Origin of the sequence: Dyella sp., from assembly GCF_035277725.1 — a bacterium.
Taxonomy (GTDB): Bacteria; Pseudomonadota; Gammaproteobacteria; order Xanthomonadales; family Rhodanobacteraceae; genus Dyella_B.
This window is the reverse complement of record NZ_DATEJY010000107.1, coordinates 1-18,016: the sequence shown is the minus strand read 5'-3', so window position 1 is coordinate 18,016 and position 18,016 is coordinate 1. Positions and strand designations below refer to the sequence as shown.

Below are 18,016 nucleotides of genomic sequence, written 5' to 3'. Positions count from 1 at the left end.
CCACGGAAAACGTACGACCACAGGTTTTGAATCAATATCGAAGGGAGCCAGTCGGCGCTGGTCTTCTTTCCCTTCCTAGTTGCCATGGGGACCCCTTATGGATGTTGCGTATTTCGCGATATCCGGTAGAAAACATAAAAAGAAGACAGCTCTTGCGGCGGTTTCTGGATGGAAAATGGCTAACTATCAAGCACATGCAGCCATCTCGAGTAGTCTCAGGTGTAAAGAGCCGTTCTAAGGACTATCGGCGAACAAAGTGCTACGTCTTCAAAGAGCCCCCGATTCATCGGGGGCTCTTTGTTTTTACAGAGCGTTTTTCACACAAGCTCAGAACGAGTAGATAAGGCTGAGATGCGCAGCCTGATCGTTGACGCGGGCAGCAAACTGGCCGTTGTAAGTTGCATCCAGTGACAAGTGCGGTGTAGCGAGGATGCGCAAGCCTGCTGTGATGGCCGTGGCATTGCGCGCTACTGGTACGCCTTGCACCGTGAAGGCATCGCTGCCACTGATCAATTGCATGGCAGCGGTGGCATTTGTATCGCCCCATGCATGCTGCCAACCCAGGCTGGCATGCGCCTGCACAGTGTTTTGCGCATTGAGTTGCAGTGCGCCGCGCAAGCCCAGCGTGCCGTAGGTCTGTGTATCGCTTTGCGCTTGGCCGGTGAGCGCCGCGGCGGTACCGGACTCGGCGAAGGCGTCGGTGTGCAGGCGCTGCGCTGCCACGTCAACGAACGGTGCCAGCGTGCCATGGCTCAGTGTGAACACATAGCTGCCATCCACATAGGCCTGCACGGTGTTGGCGTGGGATTGGCTGTTCGCGATGCCGGCGGTGGCAGGGAAGCTGAGGTGGCGATCGGTATTCACGTTCTGCCAGCCGTAGAACGCACCGCCCATCAGGTGGAAGCTTCCGGTCTGAACGCTGGCGTATAAACCTGCGTGGCGAGTGTGCACGTGTGCGGAAGACGCCAATGCACCGATGTTGTCGGAGAGATTGCCTGTGCCGAACACGCCACCGATGTGCGCGACGTCGCCGATGGGTGCGTCCATGCCCAGCAGCATGCTGTCGCCGTTGGCATCAAGCGTGGATGCATTGCCGTCGCCTTGATGGCTGCCGCCGCGGGCCGTTGCCGTGGTCCACACGGCGACGCCGTTGTCCATCACGCCGGTCTGGCTGTCGTTGTCTTGCGTCCCATTCAAGAGATGATTCGCCACCACATCGCGCACATTGCGTTCGTCGTCCATGATCGCGGTGCGGATCGAAGCGTGGATTTCGCCGCTCAGCTGATCGAAGGCTTTGCGCGCCGTATCGGCATGTGACAGCAACAGGGCGTCGTAGACGACGTTGCCGTAGTTCAGCTTGTTGAGGCTGGTTGCTACAGCGAATTCGTTCGGCGTTTTAGCTACCGCGTTGAAATCGATGTTGTTCCTTTGCAGCGTCAAGCTCACGTCGTTGTTGCCGTAGCTCAATGTCGGTGTCAGGAACACGAAGTTGCTGCTGGCGGAGGCGAACTGTCCACTCACGCCACCCGCGGCAGTAAGAACGGTGTATTGCGTATGCGGCAGCCAGTTGCCGCTATCCGCTACCACCAAGGCGCTGCCAGCCAGATTGGCAGTGCCACTCACCTTCACCAGACTGGCTTGTCCATCCGGAGTGGCTTCCACTTCCAGCACACCATTGGCGGTTTGCACGTAGTTGCCGTTCACCATGAGCGTGCCGATCGAGCCGCCCGCCCATACCGTGCCGCTATTGCTTACGTTGCCGCCGATCGTGCCGTGGCCACGCAGCATGCCACCGCTATTCACCGTGACATCACCGCCGAGATAAGCCGAAGGCGTGGTTGCGTCGCCGACTTCCAGCGTGCCGGCTTGTACGGTAGTGATGCCGGTAAAGCTGCTGCTGTTGCTGTCGAGAACTAGCAGGCCTGCACCCGTCTTGGTGATGGTGCCATTGCCGCTGATCGCACCGTTGAACGTGCCGTTGCTGCTCTGGTTGAAAACCAGTGCTGCGCTGTCGGTGACGGCGCCGGATAGGCTGCTGCTGTCGGCTACCAGCGTGCCGGCATTGACGCTGGTGATGCCGGTCGAGCTATGGGTGCCGGTAAGCGTCAGCGTGCCAGCGCCTTCCTTGATCAGCGAGCCGCTGCCGGAGATCGCGCCGCCGAAACTCACCGCATCGCTGCGGTCGAAGATCAGCACACCGTTGTTCACGACATTACCGGTGATGGAACCGGTCGTGCCGCCGTTGCCGATCTGCACGCTGCCCGCGCTGATGGTGGTGCCGCCGCCATAGCTGTTGTTGCCCGTGAGCACGAGGCCGCCTGCGCCGGACTTGGTCAACGCGCCACTGCCGTTCAGTGCTGTGGTGACAGTGAAACTGTTCGCAGTATCCGCGATATCCAGCGTGCCACCGTCGCTGCCCACGGTGATTGCACGCGCTGTACCGCTAAACGTATGACCTGTGATGGCCAATGTGCCGCCATCCATGCTCACCGCACCGCTTGCCGCACCAAGGTTGGCCTCGCTGGAAACCGACAGCACGCTGTGGTCGATCGTGGTGCCGCCGCGGTAGGTGTTGATGCCGGTGAGCGTTTCGTTGCCGTTCGACAACACCAAGCCACCGTTGCCGGCGATGACGCCGGTATAACTGCCGCTGACATGGTTCAAGTTCAGCGAATGGTTGCCAAGCAGGACCGTACCATCGCCGCTCAGGTTATTCATCGATATGTCCGCCGTGCTGGCGGATACATCGAGCGTGCCGTGATTGGTAACGCTGCTGGATGCCAGGTTGCTCGTCAACGTCAACGTAGCGTTGTTGTCGATGGTGGTTGCGCCGGTATAGGTATTGGCACCGGCTAGCGTTTCGCTACCGCTTGCCAGCGTCAGGCCACCGCTGCCGCTGACGCCGCCGTCGAAGTTGCCGCTTGCTTGGGTGATGGTGAGCGTCTGGCTGCCGAGATTCACATTACCGCTGCCGCTGAGCGAAGCGATCGACGCACCGCTGGTGCTGCCACTGATATCGAAGCCCGCGTCACGGGCTACGCTGATGCCACTGGAACTGGCAATGCTGCCGTTACCCGACAAAGCCAGCGTGCCTGCCGTGATCGAGGTGCCGCCGGTATAGGTGTTGATGCTGGTCAGTGTCACGCTGCCTGCGCCGGTCTGACTGAGCGAACCGCTGCCCGAAATAACGCCGCCAAAGCTGACCGCATCGCTGCGATCGAACACTAGCGCACCGTTGTTGACGACGTTGCCAGCGATCGCGCCGGTGGCGCCGCCGTTGCCGATCTGCAGCGTACCACCGCTGACCGTGGTGCCACCGGTGTAAGTGTTGTTGCCCGCAAGCACCAGCGTGCCGAGATCGCTCTTCACCAACCCGTCGCTGCCGGTGAGCGCATTGTTGATGGTGGCCGTCATGCTCGCGCCGGCACTGCTGCCATCACCCACGCGAATCACCGGCGCGCCGCCTTGGCTGCCGACCAGGCTCAGAGTGTCGCCCGTAAGGATGTAGCCGCCCACATCGAACTGCATGCCGGCTGCGGCGACGTTGCCCGCTCTGTCATCCACGGTCACAGTGCCAGCCGTGCCGCCAAACACCGCGAAACCCGGTTGTGGCTGGATCGCCACGTTGGGTATATCGCCGGTGGCATCGGTCCACATTTGTGACGTGACCGACCAGGTGCCACTGCCACCACCCATCTGGCTGCTCGTGGCCTGGCCATTCGCGTTCCACACATCGAGCGTGAGGCCGCTGGTGTCGATCAGGTTGATCTGCTTGCTTGCCGTGAGGTTCTGCAATTGCAGCGTCTGGCCGGCCGGCGTGCTGCCCAGCGTGATGCCGCCGTTGCTTTCGTTCAACGCGCCGATATAAGTGAACACGTTATAGATGCCCGGCCCCATGCCGCCGGCATCGGTGACATTGAGCGTCATGCCATCGAGCGTAAGATCGCCGCCCACCACGACGCTGGTGCTGTTGCCATAGCTGTGGAAGTTCGCGGTGGGCGCGCCGAACGATTCGTTCAGCACGCTGTTCTGCGCAGCGGTGAAGTTGCCATTGACGCCCAGCACGCCGAACGCGGTGCCGGGCGTGACGATGCCGCCGGATTGCACGTTGACGTCGCCACCGATGGTGCCGAGGCCGCTCAGTGTTGCGCCGTTGTCGACGATCACGTTGCCGCCCAGCACCGCCGTGTTGCCCACGGTACTGCCCACGATCAGGCTGCCGTTGACCACGGTGGTGGTACCGGTGAAAGCGCTGTTGTTGCCGTCCAGCGTCAAGGTGCCGGAGCCTTGTTGCATGAGGGCGCCGTTGCCGGAGATCGAGCCGCCATAACTCACCGCATCGCTGCGATTGAATATCAGCGTGGCGTTGTCGACGATGTCGCTGATCACCGAGCCGGTCGTGCCGCCGCTGCCGATCTGCAAGCTGCCGTTGCTGATCGTGGTCACGCCACTGTAGTTGTTGGCGCCCGTCAACGTCAGCGTGCCGGTGCCGATCTTGGTCAAACCATCGTTCATGCTTTGCCCAGCGAACGCGGTGTCGTCAATGATGCCGCTGATGGTGTCATCCCGGTTCAGCGCGCCAAGCGTCAGGGTGAGCGGGATGTTGTTGCCATTGGCGTCGTCGTTGCTGCCAAGCAGGATGTTGCCGCCGCCGGAGAGCGAGCCAATGGAGATCGTCGCGGCATCACCGGGAACGCCGGTAATAAATACGGCGCTGCCGGCGTTGTTTACCACCGCGGTGTTGGCCAGATCGCTGTTGCCGAAGAGTCCAAGCACACCGCCCGTATAGCTGAATGGATCGCCGATCTGGCTCCCGCTGGGCGTGGTGCTGCCACCGAGATTGGTCAGCACCGCGTTGCCGGCGGTGGCATCCGACACGATCACCATGCCGGCATTGTTGAGATGGGCGCTGCCGATGTCAGCGCCGCCGAGAGTGCCCGCCGAGCCGGCGGCCATGTTGACGACAGACGACCCCAGCGACGAACTGTTGCCGAAGCTGATCGATGCGGTGCCAGCCACGTTGATCGTGCGCGAGCCTGCACTGACGATCGTGCTGCCATGACCAATGAAGTCGAGTGCGCTGGATGCGCCGACTGTAACGTCTCCGCTGCCGAGGGCACCGGTCGCCTTGACCTCGACAACGGTTGTGCCGCCGAACACGTTGTCGATGTGCGTGCCGCCCTGGTAGCTGTTGTTGGTGTTGGTCAATATCAGGGTGCCGCCGTTGATGCCGAGAAAACTGAGGCCGCCGACGCCACCGCTGATCACGCCATCCAGTTCCAGCGTATTGGACCCGTTGACGGAGAGCAGGCCGCCGCCCGCGCCAAGCGCCACCGAGGCGGAGGTCGTAAAGTTGGTATTCGACACACCCAGCACGCCACCATTTAGATGGAAGGCCGTCGTGCTGGTCAGCGCCTGCGCCGACGCATCCGTCAAGGTGGCCCCGTTACCGATGGTGGTGATGCCGGTGTACGCATTGTTGCCGGAGAGCGTCAGGTCGCCACTGTTCAGCGTCAAGTTGCCGCTGCCGTTGATGGCGCCATTGAACGTGCCGCCGTTGGCATTCGTCAGGGTAAGCGTCTGCGCGCCCAGATTGACGTTGCCATTGCCCGTCAGCGTCGTGATCGAGGCGCCGCTGCTGCCGCTGATATCCAGCGTGCCGCCACTGTTGATCGTCACGCCACTGGAGCTGGCGATGCTGCCGTTGCCCAACAGCGCCAGCGTGCCCGAGTTGATGGTCGTGAGACCCTGATATGTGTTGGTGCCGGTGAGTGTTTCCGTGCCACTGGAAAGCGTGAGCGCGCCAAAGCCGCTGAGTACACCGTTGAACGTATCAGTCGCATTGCCAAGTGTCAGCGTTTGCGTGGAGCTGCCTACGTTGACGCTGCCGCTACCTTGCAATGAACTGATCGATGCGCCGCTGTTGGTGCTCGCGATGCTGAAGCTGCCACCGGTGAGAACGTCGACGGTGCTATTGGCAATACTGCCGTTGCCCAACAGATCGAGTTCGCCGCCGGCACCGATCGTGGTGATGCCGCTGTAGGTGTTGACGCCACTAAGCTGCGTTACACCGTTGGCAAGGGTGAGCCCGCCGGAACCATCGATAACGCCGTCGAATCGGCCTGCGCTGGTCAACGTAAGCACCTGGCTGCCCAGATTCACGTTACCGCTGCCTTGCAGCCATGGAATCGAGATGCCTTGCGCTGCGTTGCTGATGTCGAAGCTGGCGCCGCCATCCACTTCCACATAATTCGTGTTGGCAATGCTGCCGTCGCCGGCGAGTGCCAGTGTGCCTTGCTGGATGATGGTGTTGCCGGAATAAGTGTTGACACCGCCCAGAAGCAGCGTGCCGTAATCCGTCTTGACCAGGCCCGAGTTACCCGTCAGTACGTTGTTGATGGTTGCTGTCGTGCTGGCGCTGGCAGTGGTGCCATCGCCCACATTGATAATGACTGGATTGCTGCCGCTCGGTGCAATCAGGGTCAGCGCATCGCCATTCAACACATAGCCGTTGGTAAAAAATTGCATGCCGGTAGCGCTGACCGTGCCGGCACTGGCATCAACCGTTACCGTGCCCGGCGTGCCACCGAAGATGGCAAACCCCGGCTGCGGCTGCATGGCCGAGTTCGGTGCACTGCCGTCGCTATTGGTCCACATCGGCGAGGTGGCGGACCACGTGCCGCTGCCGCCACCCATCTGTGTCGCCGAAGCCTGGCTATTCGCATTCCACATGGTGAGCGTGAGGCCGGTGGTGTCGATCAGATTGATCTGCTTGCTGGCGGTGAGGTTCTGCAGTGACACCGTGTGACCGGCTGGCGTGCTGCCCAGCGAGAGGCCGCCGTTGCTTTCGCTCAAGTTGCCGCCATAGGTGAGCACGTTATAGATGCCGCCACCCATGTTGCCGGCGTTGTTGATGTTGAGCGTGACACCGTTGAGCGCGAGATCGCCGCCGACGCGCAAACTGCTGCCGCTGCCAAAGGTCCGCAAGGTTGCGCCAGGAGTGCCGTAGGTCTCGTTCAACACAGTGCCTTGCGCGGCGGTGAAGTTGCCGTTCACCGTCAGCGTGCCGCTTGAGTCACTCGGGGTGATGATAGCGCCGCTTTGCAGGCTGACGTTGCCGCCGATGCTGCCGAAACCGCCGAGCATGGCACCGCTGTTGACGACGACATTGCCGCCCAGCGTGGTATTGCTGGTCAAGCTGCCTACGAACAGGCTGCCGTTCGCCACTATGGTGGTGCCAGTGAACGCGCTGTCGTCGCCGCTCAAAGTCACGCTGCCAGAACCTTGTTGAATCAAACTTCCGTTGCCGGAAATTACATTGCCGGCATTCAACGCATCGCTGTGATTGAACACGAGCGTGCCGTTGTCGGCAATGCCATGAGCGATCGAACCGCCGTCGCCGAGTTGCAACGTACTGGCGCTGTTGATCGTGGTGGCGCCGCCGTACGTATTGGCGCCGGTAAGCACCAAGGTGCCCGCACCGGACAGAACAAGACCGCCACTGCCGGAGATCGCTTGGTTCAGCGTAAACGTGTTGGCAGCATCAGCGATGTCAAGGCCGCTACCAAGCGCGGTAAGACTGATCGCGCGGGTGGTGCTGTTGAACGTATCCCCGTTGATTTGCAGCGTGCCGCCGTTCAGTACCAAGGCACCCGTACTGGCGCCGAGATTGTTGTCGCTGGATACCGACAAAGTTCCACCGCTGATCATCGTGCCGCCGGTATACGTGTTCACGCCGGTGAGAGCCAGCGTGCCGCCGTCTATCTTCTGCAAGCTGCCGGCGCTGGTGCCATTGCCGATAACGCCGCTCAGCGTGGCGCCCTGGCCATTGGCGACGTCGATGCTTGCCGTGCCCTTTACGCTGAAGTTGTTGGCCAGCGTCAATCCGTCCGCGCCAAAGATAAGCTGGGTGCTTGCCGCCATGTTTACGCGGCCGCTACCCAATGCATTGCCGTTGCTTATCGCGATCCCTCCGTGGTTGATCTGGGTGCCGCCGCTGAAATGGTTGCTGCCGGTAAGGGTCAGTGTGCCCGCGCCCTGCTGCACCAGTACGCCGTTGCCGGACATGTTGCCGCCGAAGCTGGTGGCATCGAGACGATTAAAAATGAGACTGCCGTTATCGACCACATCGCCCGTGATCGAACCTGCGGTACCGCCACTTCCCAGTTGCAGACTGCCGCCGTTGATGGTGGTGCCGCCGGTATACGTGTTGGTACCGGTGAAGACCTCCGCGCCGCCGGTCAGTGCGAAACCACCGGTGCCGCTCATGATGCCTTTGTAGGTGTCCATGGCATCGGTGAGTGTCAGGGTTTGATTGCCGAGCACCACCTTGCCGCTGCCGGCGAGCGTGGTGATCGACGCGCCGTTGTTGGTGCCCGAGATATCCAGCGTGCCAGCGCTGCCGACCAACACGTAGCTGGACGTGGCAATGCTGCCATTGCCCGACAGCGTAAGTTTGCCGCTGTTGAGGGTGGTGGCGCCGGTGTAGGTATTGATGCCCTGGAGATCGACGTTGCCGCTGCCTTGTGCAGTCAGGTCGCCGCTACCGGAGATGATGCCAGCCAGCGACATGCTGTCGCTGTTGACGAAGGTGATGCCGCCGTTGTTGGCGATGTTGCCGAGAATCGCGCTTCCCGTTTCAACTTGCAGGCCATTGTTCGAGGTCATGGTTCCCGATGTGCTCAGCGTACCGAACAGGTCGGTAAAGCCAGCGGGAGAAAGATTGATGTTGGCGCCGGTGACCGTGGCGCCTTGGTAGACATAGATATTGCCGTTGGTGGTGGCGAGCGATACGCCACCTGCGCCGCCGTCGAGCGTGGAACCGTTGAGCACGAGCACGCTTTCGCTGTTGACCAGCGTGAAGCCGTTGGCAGTGAACGGACCGATGCTCGCGATGGCGTTAGTGCTGGTGTCCAGATGGGTTTCGTTGGTCGAACTGCCGGTCAGCAAGCTGGCGGAGAGCGCGGCACCGGGCATTTCGTCGATGCCGCCACTGCTGTTGAGCGTAGCGGTACCGTTGATGTTCCACGATTGGTAAAGCGGGATGCCGGCGCTGGTAACGGTGATGTTGTTCAACGCCTGGGTGGCACCGATGGCACCTTGGAAGCTGGTCATCCCAGCTGTCGCGATCGTCAGGTCATGGGCACCATCGATCGTCGAGTCGAAGCTGATGTTGCCGGATTGATCGTCGCTGAGCGTTATATCGTTGGTGATGCTTACCGCATTGCCGAAACCCTGGCCGCCGCCGCTCGTCGCAATGTCCGCGCCTAGGACGGTGTTGCCGCTGCTTTCCGTGACGAGGCTCTTTAGCCGGGTCTGGCTGCCCACGGCCTGATCGAACGTGGTCGTGCCGCTTGCATTGACGTCCAGTACGAATGCGCCGTCGACGGTCGATTTGAATTCAACATTGCCGGTCGACGCATGCGATGTAACGCTGCCGCTCAGCATGACGGGTCCGCCATACGACTGGTTGCCGACCGTGGAGACGTTGCCATTGAGCGTGATCTGGCTCGCGTCGTTCGCGGTCAGACTGTTCAGTGCTTGGCTGGCACCTATCTGGCTGTTGAAAAGGATGTTGCCCGTGGTGTCGACGATGAGATCGTACGGCCCATTGATCGTGTTGAAACGAATGCTGCCACCCTGCGTGTCGCTGGTCGTGATGGCTGCGCCTAACGTGACAGGTGAGTTGTAGGTCTGACCGCCACCGCTGGTGGTGACGTTGTCGTTGAGCGTGGTCGATGCGCTGCTGGTCAACCCGCCAACGCTCACCGTGCCCAATGTGATCGCGCCACCTGCGATGTTGAGCGCGCCGCTGCCGTTGATATTTCCAGAGACGGCGAAGCTTGGTGCATTGACGTTGATATTGGCGGTGCCGTTGACCAGCAACGCGTTGCTGCCGAGCGAGCCGCCGTTGAGATCCAGGCCGGCGGCATTCGCGTAGAGGGTGGCGGTACTGCCGCTGTCGATCTCCACCACGCCGTTCAACACCGATCCGCTATTGAGCGTGAGCGTGCTGGTGCCGCCGGTGAAATGCACGGCATCGCCACTGTTGCCGGGTTGGCCAGCCTTGATGCTGTTCGCAACGACGGCAGGTCCGGCCGCCCCGGCCTGGCCGCCGCTGATGCTGCCGCTGTTGGTTATCGTCAGGTTGCTGCCAAGAATGCCGTCGCCACCGTTGCCGCCGCTGCCGGAGGTTCCCCCGAGATAGGCAACGCCACCCGCACCACCGGCGCCACCGGCAATGCTGGCCGTGTTGTCGAGCATGAATCCGTCGCCGGCAACCCCCGCGCCGCCGCTGCCTCCGCGCTCGTTTCCGTGGTAGTCCATGCCGCTGGCGCCACCCGCGCCACCAACGATGCTGCCGCTATTGCTGATGTGGCTGGCGCCATGGCTGTTGATGGCAGCGCCGCCTTGCCCACCTGGGCCTGCCTCGCCCCAAAAGGTGCCAGCGCGGAAGCCGCCACGCCCACCGGTGCCGCCGGCACCGCCGGTAATGACGCCGGTGGAGAAGTTGTTGAGGATGAAGCCAGTACCACCGACCGCCGTACCTCCCGCGCCGCCTTTACCCCCATTGCCGCTGTAGGCGCCGTCACCGCCGGCAACAGACGCTTCTCCGGCGATGCCCCCGTTACCGCCGGCGCCGCCGGCGATACTGCCGTAGTTGCCCAGCTGAAAAGCTCCCGTGCCCCGGATGCCGTAGCCGCCCGCACCACCGTTGCCTCCGTTACCGCCAAAGCTCGGCCTTCCGCTAGCCGCCATGCCATCGCCGCCATAGCCGCCAGTGCCGCCGGTGCCACCAACAACCTGGTTACCGACATCGACGCAATAAAAAGTGGAGCCAACTGTTGTGGCATCGCCACCACCGGTGCCATCCCCTCCGGCATGGCCGTTGGGGGCGGCGCTTGTACCGTCGGTACCCGCCGTTCCGGCTGTCCCTGTCACCGATGCGATGACGGTAGGGGCGCAACTGGCGCTCGATACGGCTGGAATGAGCGACAACGTCAGGCCCAACGCGGCGGCGCAAGCCATTGCCAGTGCGTGGCTGCGCAGCGGCTGCGTGTCCGCCGTGCCTTGCGCGCCGCCGCGCGGTGCACAGGCAAGTTCGGAGGCCACCTGCACGGTGCCCAGGGCACGGTTCCAGACCAAACGGTAGATACGATTCACGGTGTTGCCCCTGTCATGGATGGCGACGCGGGTCGGCGCGTCGTTTGTTGATGTGTTGGAATGCCGCGCTGTCGTTTGGAATCAAACGATGCGCACGCCGCGCGGATTGAGCTGCGGATCGCGCCAGAACGGATCGTTCTCGAAGCGGCGGAACAGATCCGGCGGCAAAATGGTTTGCCGTGGCTTGGCGTCCACCTGCGAGCGCACGTGATGCAGGCCCGGCGTGCCGGCACGCTGGTCGAAGCCCTTGTCGTCGAAGCTGATGTGCTTGTAGTTGTGCGCGTAGCGGGGCTCGTCGATGAAGTCGTACACCGCGGCCAGTGCGCGCGCGGGATCGCTGACGAGCGTGTCGTACTGCAACAGCATCAGGTTGCTGCTGTCTTCACCGAAATACGCTTCTTTCAGCGCGTTGTAGGCATAGCCAACCATGCCATCGCCATTGACCAGGCCTTCGGTGCGCGAATACACCGTGCCGCCGGGCTGATAGTTGAAAATCGAAGAAGGCTGGAATGCGTTGTTGCGCACCAGCCGCTCGATGCTGTCGACGATCCACGCCGTGTCCCGCACGCAGGCGATGACGCGTGCATCGGGAAACAGGGTTTTCAGCGCGCCAAGCCTGCTGCACCACGCCCGGTTGGTGTCGAACACCACATCGGCGTGGACCTCGTCGTCGTAATAGTTGGCGAACAGGCCGCGCAAGATGCGTTGGCGCTGCGCATCGTTGATGAAAACCGAAAACTCGTTGCGCCCGCTGAGTTCGCCCAGCATGGTGGTGACCATCCCGGCCACCGGACTGCTCATGCCGGCATGGAAGCGCGGGTTCTGCTGCAACAAGGCAGACAGCAGCGTAGACCCGGACCTGGGCAGGCCCGAGATGAAGTGGATGCGGCGATCCATGTATCCCCCTGTGGATAGCAATAGAGCGTTAGTCAGTGGCGGCTACGCACCCTTGCAGCAGGCCATCTGGACCCAAGCGATCGAGGCTGCACAGACATCCGCGCGGGAGCGTTCGGCCATGGCCGGGTATCGTGAGGGCAGTGCCCATGGCTGTCTGTAGAACAAAGACGCTACAGGCGCAGCGCCGTTCCATGGCGATTCCGTGCGAGGTGCGCATGGAGGAGTGCTGTGTGGCGCATGCCGGGGCGAATGCTAAAGTTATGGCCGCATCCGGCGATCAGGGTATCGGGGCATGCGCGTAAGGCTGTCTGTAGAACAATCACGCTATATGCGCGCCGCCTTTCACGTTACACAATGACGTTCTATTGGGGATCCTGGATTTTTCATGCAATCACCGGCCACAGGCCACACTCCGCCTTTGATTCACGTGGCCATCGTGGAAGATGACCTGGGTTTCAGACACGCCTTGAGCGAGGCCATAGCGAGTGCACAGGACATCCGGCTGGCCGGCACCGCCGGCACGCGCGCCGAAGGGTTGAAGCTGTTGCAGGGTGCGCCGGCGGATGTGCTGCTGGTGGATCTTGGCCTGCCGGATGGCTCCGGCATTGACGTCATCAAGGCCGCCGTGCAGCAGTGGAGCAGCTGCAGCGTGATGGTCAGTACCAACTTCGGCGACGAAACCCATGTGATCCGTTCGATCGAGGCCGGCGCATCGGGCTATCTGTTGAAGGACAGCTCCCCCGCGAAAATCGTCGACGAAGTCCGCAGCGTGGCCAGTGGCGGTAGCCCGATCAGCCCCATCATTGCGCGACAGGTGCTGGCACGGTTTCGGCAGATCGGAGCAGGGAGCGAAAGTCAGCCGATCACGCCGGACGAAACACCGCAGCTGCTGACGCCGCGCGAGAAAGAAGTGCTGGAACTCATCACCAAGGGATTTACCGCCAACGAGATCGCCAAGTTGATGCAGCTGTCGCCCTTTACGGTGCGCAGCTTCGTGCGGCGCATCTATACCAAGCTGAAGGTGACCTCCAAGGCGCAAGCCATCTATGAAGCCAGAAGCCTGGGGCTGTTGAATGACTAGCCAACGCGATCCAGGCACGGCATGAAATACCGCCCTACCTCTTTTCTCGCCAACGCGGTGTTGGTGCTCTCCCTGCTGTTGCTGGTTATCGTGGGCCTCTTTTATTCGGGGGCCGGCAGTAAACAGTCATCGGCGGCAAGCCTGCATTTGACGCAAGTGGATTGGCAGGTTGACGAGGCACGGGGTTTCGCTGCGCCGCTGCCCACGCTGGATAGCACGTTCTTGCCGAACACCTGGCAGCGCGCTGCGTTGCCGCTGGCTCCGCCCATTGCCTTGTTGCGTCAGGCAAGCGCGAAAACAAACACCACGCTCACTACGTGGCTCAGGCTTTCCGTGCCTGCTTTGCCCGACTCATCCGGGCCGTTGGCGCTCTATGCCGCGCGCATCAAGACGGATGGCACCATCGCCGTCTATGTCAACGGCCGGCTGGTACATCGCGCACAGGAACAAGGACCGCTGTGGAACGGTACGCGCACCCCGTTGTGGTTGGTGCTGGACCGGCATGCTGGCAGCGCACCGGTGAGCGAGATCCTTATTCGTCTTGAGCACACCCAAGGCACGCGTGTCGCGGTGTCCTCGCTATGGCTGGGCCCGGTCGATACGCTGAAGGTGCGCTACCACCTGCGGCAATGGCTGCAAAAGGAATTGCCAGCGATATTGAGCATGGCGTTCTTGACCGTCGGTATCTTTGCGCTGTTTGTGTGGTTCAGGCGTCGCCACGAAACAAGCTATCTATTGTTTTTCAACCTCGCTGTTACCTCGTTCCTGCGCAGCCTGCATTTTTATATGGGCGTGCCGATCGCCAACGACTGGTTTGCGTGGCTGACGGTCAATTCGCTGTTGTGGCTGGTTGTCGTGGTGCACTTCTTTCTACGGCAGTTGCATGGCCGTCAACTCATTTGGTTCACCCGTGCGCTGGTCGGCGTTGCGGGCATGGTTGGGTTGCTGACTTTGCCAATGTTGGCGGTGCTGCCCAATACCCCCAAAGTTACGCCGCTGATTTATCCGATTGCGGCGCTCATGGGCGCTTCCGTTGCATGGGTGGGTGGCGTCAATGCGTGGCGCCGTTCCAACGAAGGAATGCTGGTGGCGATCGGTGTCGGCATATGCACCTTGCTGGGCGTATCGGATTGGTTGCTGCAGAACAATTTCGTCAGCCCGGAAGGCTGGTATTTCGGGGAGTACACCAATGCCATCACGTTCGGCATCTTCAGCAGCCTGATGTACCGGCGCTACGTCAATGCCATCGAGGAGGTGGAACAGCTCAACGCCAGCCTGGCCGAACGCCTGCGTTTGCGTGAGGCTGAGCTGGACGAAAGCCATCAACGCCTGCGCGAGATCGAGCAACGCCAGTTGTTGAGCGACGAGCGCCAGCGCCTGATGCAGGATATGCATGACGGCCTCGGTTCCACGCTGATCAGCGCCATCCGCTCGGTGGAGCAGGGGCGCATGCGCGATATCGAGGTATCGCAGCTGCTCAAAGATTGCATGGACGATCTGAAGCTGGCGATCGATTCGATGGAACCCGTCGAAGCGGATCTCTTGCTGTTGCTGGCGACCCTGCGTTTCCGCCTGGAGCCACGCATGGAAAGCGCCAACGTTGCGTTGATCTGGGACGTGAAGGAGTTGCCCGCGCTGGACTGGCTGGACCCGTCAAGCGCGTTGAACATCCTGCGCATTGTCCAGGAAAGCGTGGCGAACACCTTGCGCCATACGCGCGCCACCGTGATTCGAGTGGCTACGGCCGCCGAGGGCGCTGGCGTGCAAGTCATGATTGAAGACAACGGCCAGGGCTTCGATGTGGCAGCTACTCTTTGGCGTGGTAGCGGGCGCGGTTTGCAGAATCAGCAACGCCGCGCGCAGGCCATCGAAGGACGAGTTAACTGGGTGTCGGGAGAAACCGGCACGCGGTTTACGTTGTGGCTGCCGTTGCAGCGTGGGAATTTAGCGTCGACGTAAAGACACTCTCCAGGCGCGACGCATCACGAATCATGGACCGTTCGCAGAACTGCCGACGACGGTCACGACAGACGCATCTGGCCCCTGCCAGGCAGGGGCCCCCACATGCGTCAGCCGATGAGCCGCGTCATTCCACGTCAGCGTGGTGAGCGAATAGTTGCCGTGCTCGTAGCCGTAGGTCTTCCCGTCATCCTGGAAGAGCGCAAAGCTGCCATCGGCGCCCGGATACACCTTTACGGTGATGATTTTCTGCGTTTGTCCGGCCGTGCTGTCATCCGATCCCATCGGCACGATGCTGCCAGCTTTGACGAACAACGGCAGCGTATCGATGGGCGCATCCACCTCGATCGTCTGGCCGCCATGCAGCCGTTCGTTGGTCCAGTAGTTGTACCAATCGCAGCCTGCAGGCAGATAGACCATACGATGAGTGGCGCCTTGCTCGGTGACGGGCGCGACCAGGAACGCGGGCCCGTACATGTATTCATCGGGGATGTTCGCCACCTTCGGATCGTGGGGAAAATCCATGAACAGCGCACGCATGTACGGCGCACCAGTCTGGTAGCTGCGGTAGGCCGCCGAGTAAGTGTAGGGCAGAAGCTGATAGCGAAGCTTCAGGTATTTGGCCAGGATCGGTTCGGCCTGCTTGCCGTAGGACCACACTTCGTTGTGATTTCTTTCGCCGTGCGCGCGCATGACCGGCTGAAAGACGCCCCATTCAAACCAGCGCACGAAGAGTTCGGGGTAGTCCTCATAGTTGCCGATGGTGCCGCGCACGTCGGAGCCATCGACCAAAGGTTTATGCGCGGCGTGGTAATCGGCGGGGATGACCGGCGAAAAGAAGCCGGCGATATCGGTATCCCAGTACGGCAACCCGGTTGCCGTGAAATTGAGCCCGGCGGGAATCGAGCGCTTGAGCATGTCCCACGTCGATACGATATCGCTCGACCAGAACACAGTGCCGTTGCGTTGGGCGCCCAGGTATGCCGCGCGCGCCAGGATCATCACCCGGCGGCTGTCGCCGAAGTCGCGCCGAAATCCTTCGTATACCGAAGCGGTATGGAACAGCGGGTACACGTTATAGAAGCGCGTGCCGGAGCCGATCCAGAACACATCCTTGGCCGGATCGATATCCGGTTCTGTTTCATCCAGCCATAGATAATCGAAGCCGTACGGCTTGATGTAACGATCGCGGATTTTTTCCCAGAACCATTTCGCCGCCTCTGGATTGGTGGTGTCGATGTTTGGCCCGATGACGGCCTTGTACCATCCTGAATCCGGCTTGCCATCCGGCGTATGGACCAGCCAGCCTTTGCTCGCCAGCATGTCGTAAAACAGCGTTCCTTTCGAGAAATGCGGCCACACGCTCAGCAGCGTGTCCACACCCATTGCATGCAGCTGGTGATTCATCGCGGCGGGATCCGGCCAGCGCGCCGGATCAAGATCCAGATTGCCTTGCTCGGTCATGTTGAGAAAATCCACCACCATCACGCCCAGCGGTAGATTTTTTTGCCGGTACTCGTTGGCAACTTCCAACACCTGCGCCTGGGTCGGGTAGATCGCCTTGCTTTGGATATAGCCATAGGCCGTCTTGGGCAGCATGTGCGTCACGCCCGTCAACAGGCGGTAGCCCGCGTAAATGTCGTCGGTGCTGTCTCCGGCGATGATGAAATACGAGACGCGGTCGCCTACCTCCGACGACCACATGTTCTGGCCGTTGAAACCGAGATCGATCGTCGTTTTCGAGGGGTTGTCCCAGACAAGGCCGTAGCCGAGGCTGGATACCATGAAGGGAACGCAGACGCTCTCGCCACCCACGGCGCCGTAATCGTGCCAGCAGCGGATCTCGCGATCGCGTAAATCCATCCAACCTTTCTGCTGTTGCCCGAGTCCGTAGTAGTGCTCGTTGGCGGGCGAGTCGAAGGTGGCGGCTATGCGGTAGCTCTCTGCGCCGTCCTTCTGCGCAGCATCTGGCCGCTCCGGCATCATCGTCCACGTGCGCATGTGCAGCAGCGTCTTGCCGTCGGCCGTGCTGACCTGCAATGCGTCATCGTGAGGACCGCCTGCATGCGGGCCGCCGAAGTATTTTTCGCGCAGTTGATTGTTCAACGCGTCCAAAGGCATGCGCTGCGGCTGTTGGTCTTTCGTGAGCTCTGCGGGGGCGATGCGCACAATCATTTTCGCCGAGCGAATAATTTCCTCGCCGGTCGCATCGCGCGTGTATGACCAACCCTGCTCCGATGGCTTCGCCACAAACCCGTAGCCGGGTGCTGCCGTAGCGGCCGTGCGGTCGACGCTTATCGTTACGCGCAGAATATTGGGAGCGTAAGGTTCAAGCGAAATGGTTCTTCCATTTCGCTGCAGGACAAGCGGGGCATTCTTGGCAACTGCCGCGCTGGTCAACGACGTTGCCAGCAGTAGCGCGCCGAGTCCATAAGACACCAGCCTGCGTGTACTGTTGCGCCGCGCCTCCGTGATCCGGGCAAGACTGTGCCGAATATCCATCGTGCGCGCGATCAACATTTCCCCTCCTGCAGGCGTTCAAGCCCTAAGTCACTGCGTCGAAGATTGCATACAAGCCGGCCATGTAAGAAGTGAAAAACGGTCGCACTTTGTGCTTTAGCAAAGGCGTTTGGTGGAAAACATAATGCTTGTCTGTTTGCCACGAGGGCGAGTGCAGGCAGAGCATCGGCCATGCTTTGAATCTCAGGGCTTTCAACTGCCGGGAATGTTCCCCTCGTCATCCCGGCGAAAGCTCGTCGTTGTCCGGGGAAAGTCTTGCTTGTTTAAGCGAAATGGCTAAAAAGCTCGTCGTCCCGGCGAAAGCCGGGACCTAGCGACTTGCGGATACTCAAAGGCACTGGACCCCGGCGTTCGCCGGGGCGACGAGTCGCTAGCTTTGAATTTGCTGGGAAAAAA

General features: G+C 61.2%; 5 protein-coding genes. 2 read left to right on the top strand and 3 right to left on the bottom strand.

All coding sequences use genetic code 11. The features are described 5' to 3' along the window. Positions 1-327 precede the first annotated feature (327 nt). Positions 328-11,163 carry an autotransporter-associated beta strand repeat-containing protein gene (locus VJR68_RS09925; RefSeq protein WP_324147515.1) on the bottom strand — a complete coding sequence of 3,612 codons (10,836 nt, stop codon included), beginning with the start codon at positions 11,161-11,163 and terminating at the stop codon, positions 328-330. Positions 11,164-11,244: 81 nt separating this feature from the next. Beyond that, positions 11,245-12,060 (bottom strand): sulfotransferase, encoded by an 816-nt coding sequence (locus tag VJR68_RS09920; RefSeq protein WP_324147514.1) that lies wholly within the window; start codon positions 12,058-12,060, stop codon positions 11,245-11,247. A gap of 385 nt (positions 12,061-12,445) precedes the next feature. On the opposite strand from VJR68_RS09920, the gene VJR68_RS09915 reads away from it, so the two are divergent. Both VJR68_RS09915 and VJR68_RS09910 read left to right on the top strand, forming a co-directional pair. After that, complete coding sequence (locus VJR68_RS09915) at positions 12,446-13,141, top strand: response regulator transcription factor (RefSeq protein WP_324147513.1); 696 nt, start codon at positions 12,446-12,448, stop codon at positions 13,139-13,141. Between the two features lie 21 nt (positions 13,142-13,162). Further along, positions 13,163-15,100: a sensor histidine kinase gene (locus VJR68_RS09910; RefSeq protein WP_324147512.1), complete on the top strand. Its 1,938-nt coding sequence runs from the start codon at positions 13,163-13,165 to the stop codon at positions 15,098-15,100. Positions 15,101-15,130: 30 nt separating this feature from the next. Here the strand turns inward: VJR68_RS09910 and VJR68_RS09905 are convergent, their stop codons facing one another. Further along, positions 15,131-17,620, bottom strand: coding sequence for a TIM-barrel domain-containing protein (locus VJR68_RS09905; RefSeq protein WP_324147511.1), 2,490 nt, complete (start codon positions 17,618-17,620; stop codon positions 15,131-15,133). Positions 17,621-18,016 lie beyond the last annotated feature (396 nt).

What these genes read in the sequence shown, in the direction of transcription:
- VJR68_RS09905 (WP_324147511.1), bottom strand. Translation starts at nt 17,620, where the DNA reads ATGTTGATCGCGCGCACGATGGATATTCGGCACAGTCTTGCCCGGATC.
- VJR68_RS09915 (WP_324147513.1), top strand. Translation starts at nt 12,446, where the DNA reads ATGCAATCACCGGCCACAGGCCACACTCCGCCTTTGATTCACGTGGCC.
- VJR68_RS09910 (WP_324147512.1), top strand. Translation starts at nt 13,163, where the DNA reads ATGAAATACCGCCCTACCTCTTTTCTCGCCAACGCGGTGTTGGTGCTC.
- VJR68_RS09920 (WP_324147514.1), bottom strand. Translation starts at nt 12,060, where the DNA reads ATGGATCGCCGCATCCACTTCATCTCGGGCCTGCCCAGGTCCGGGTCT.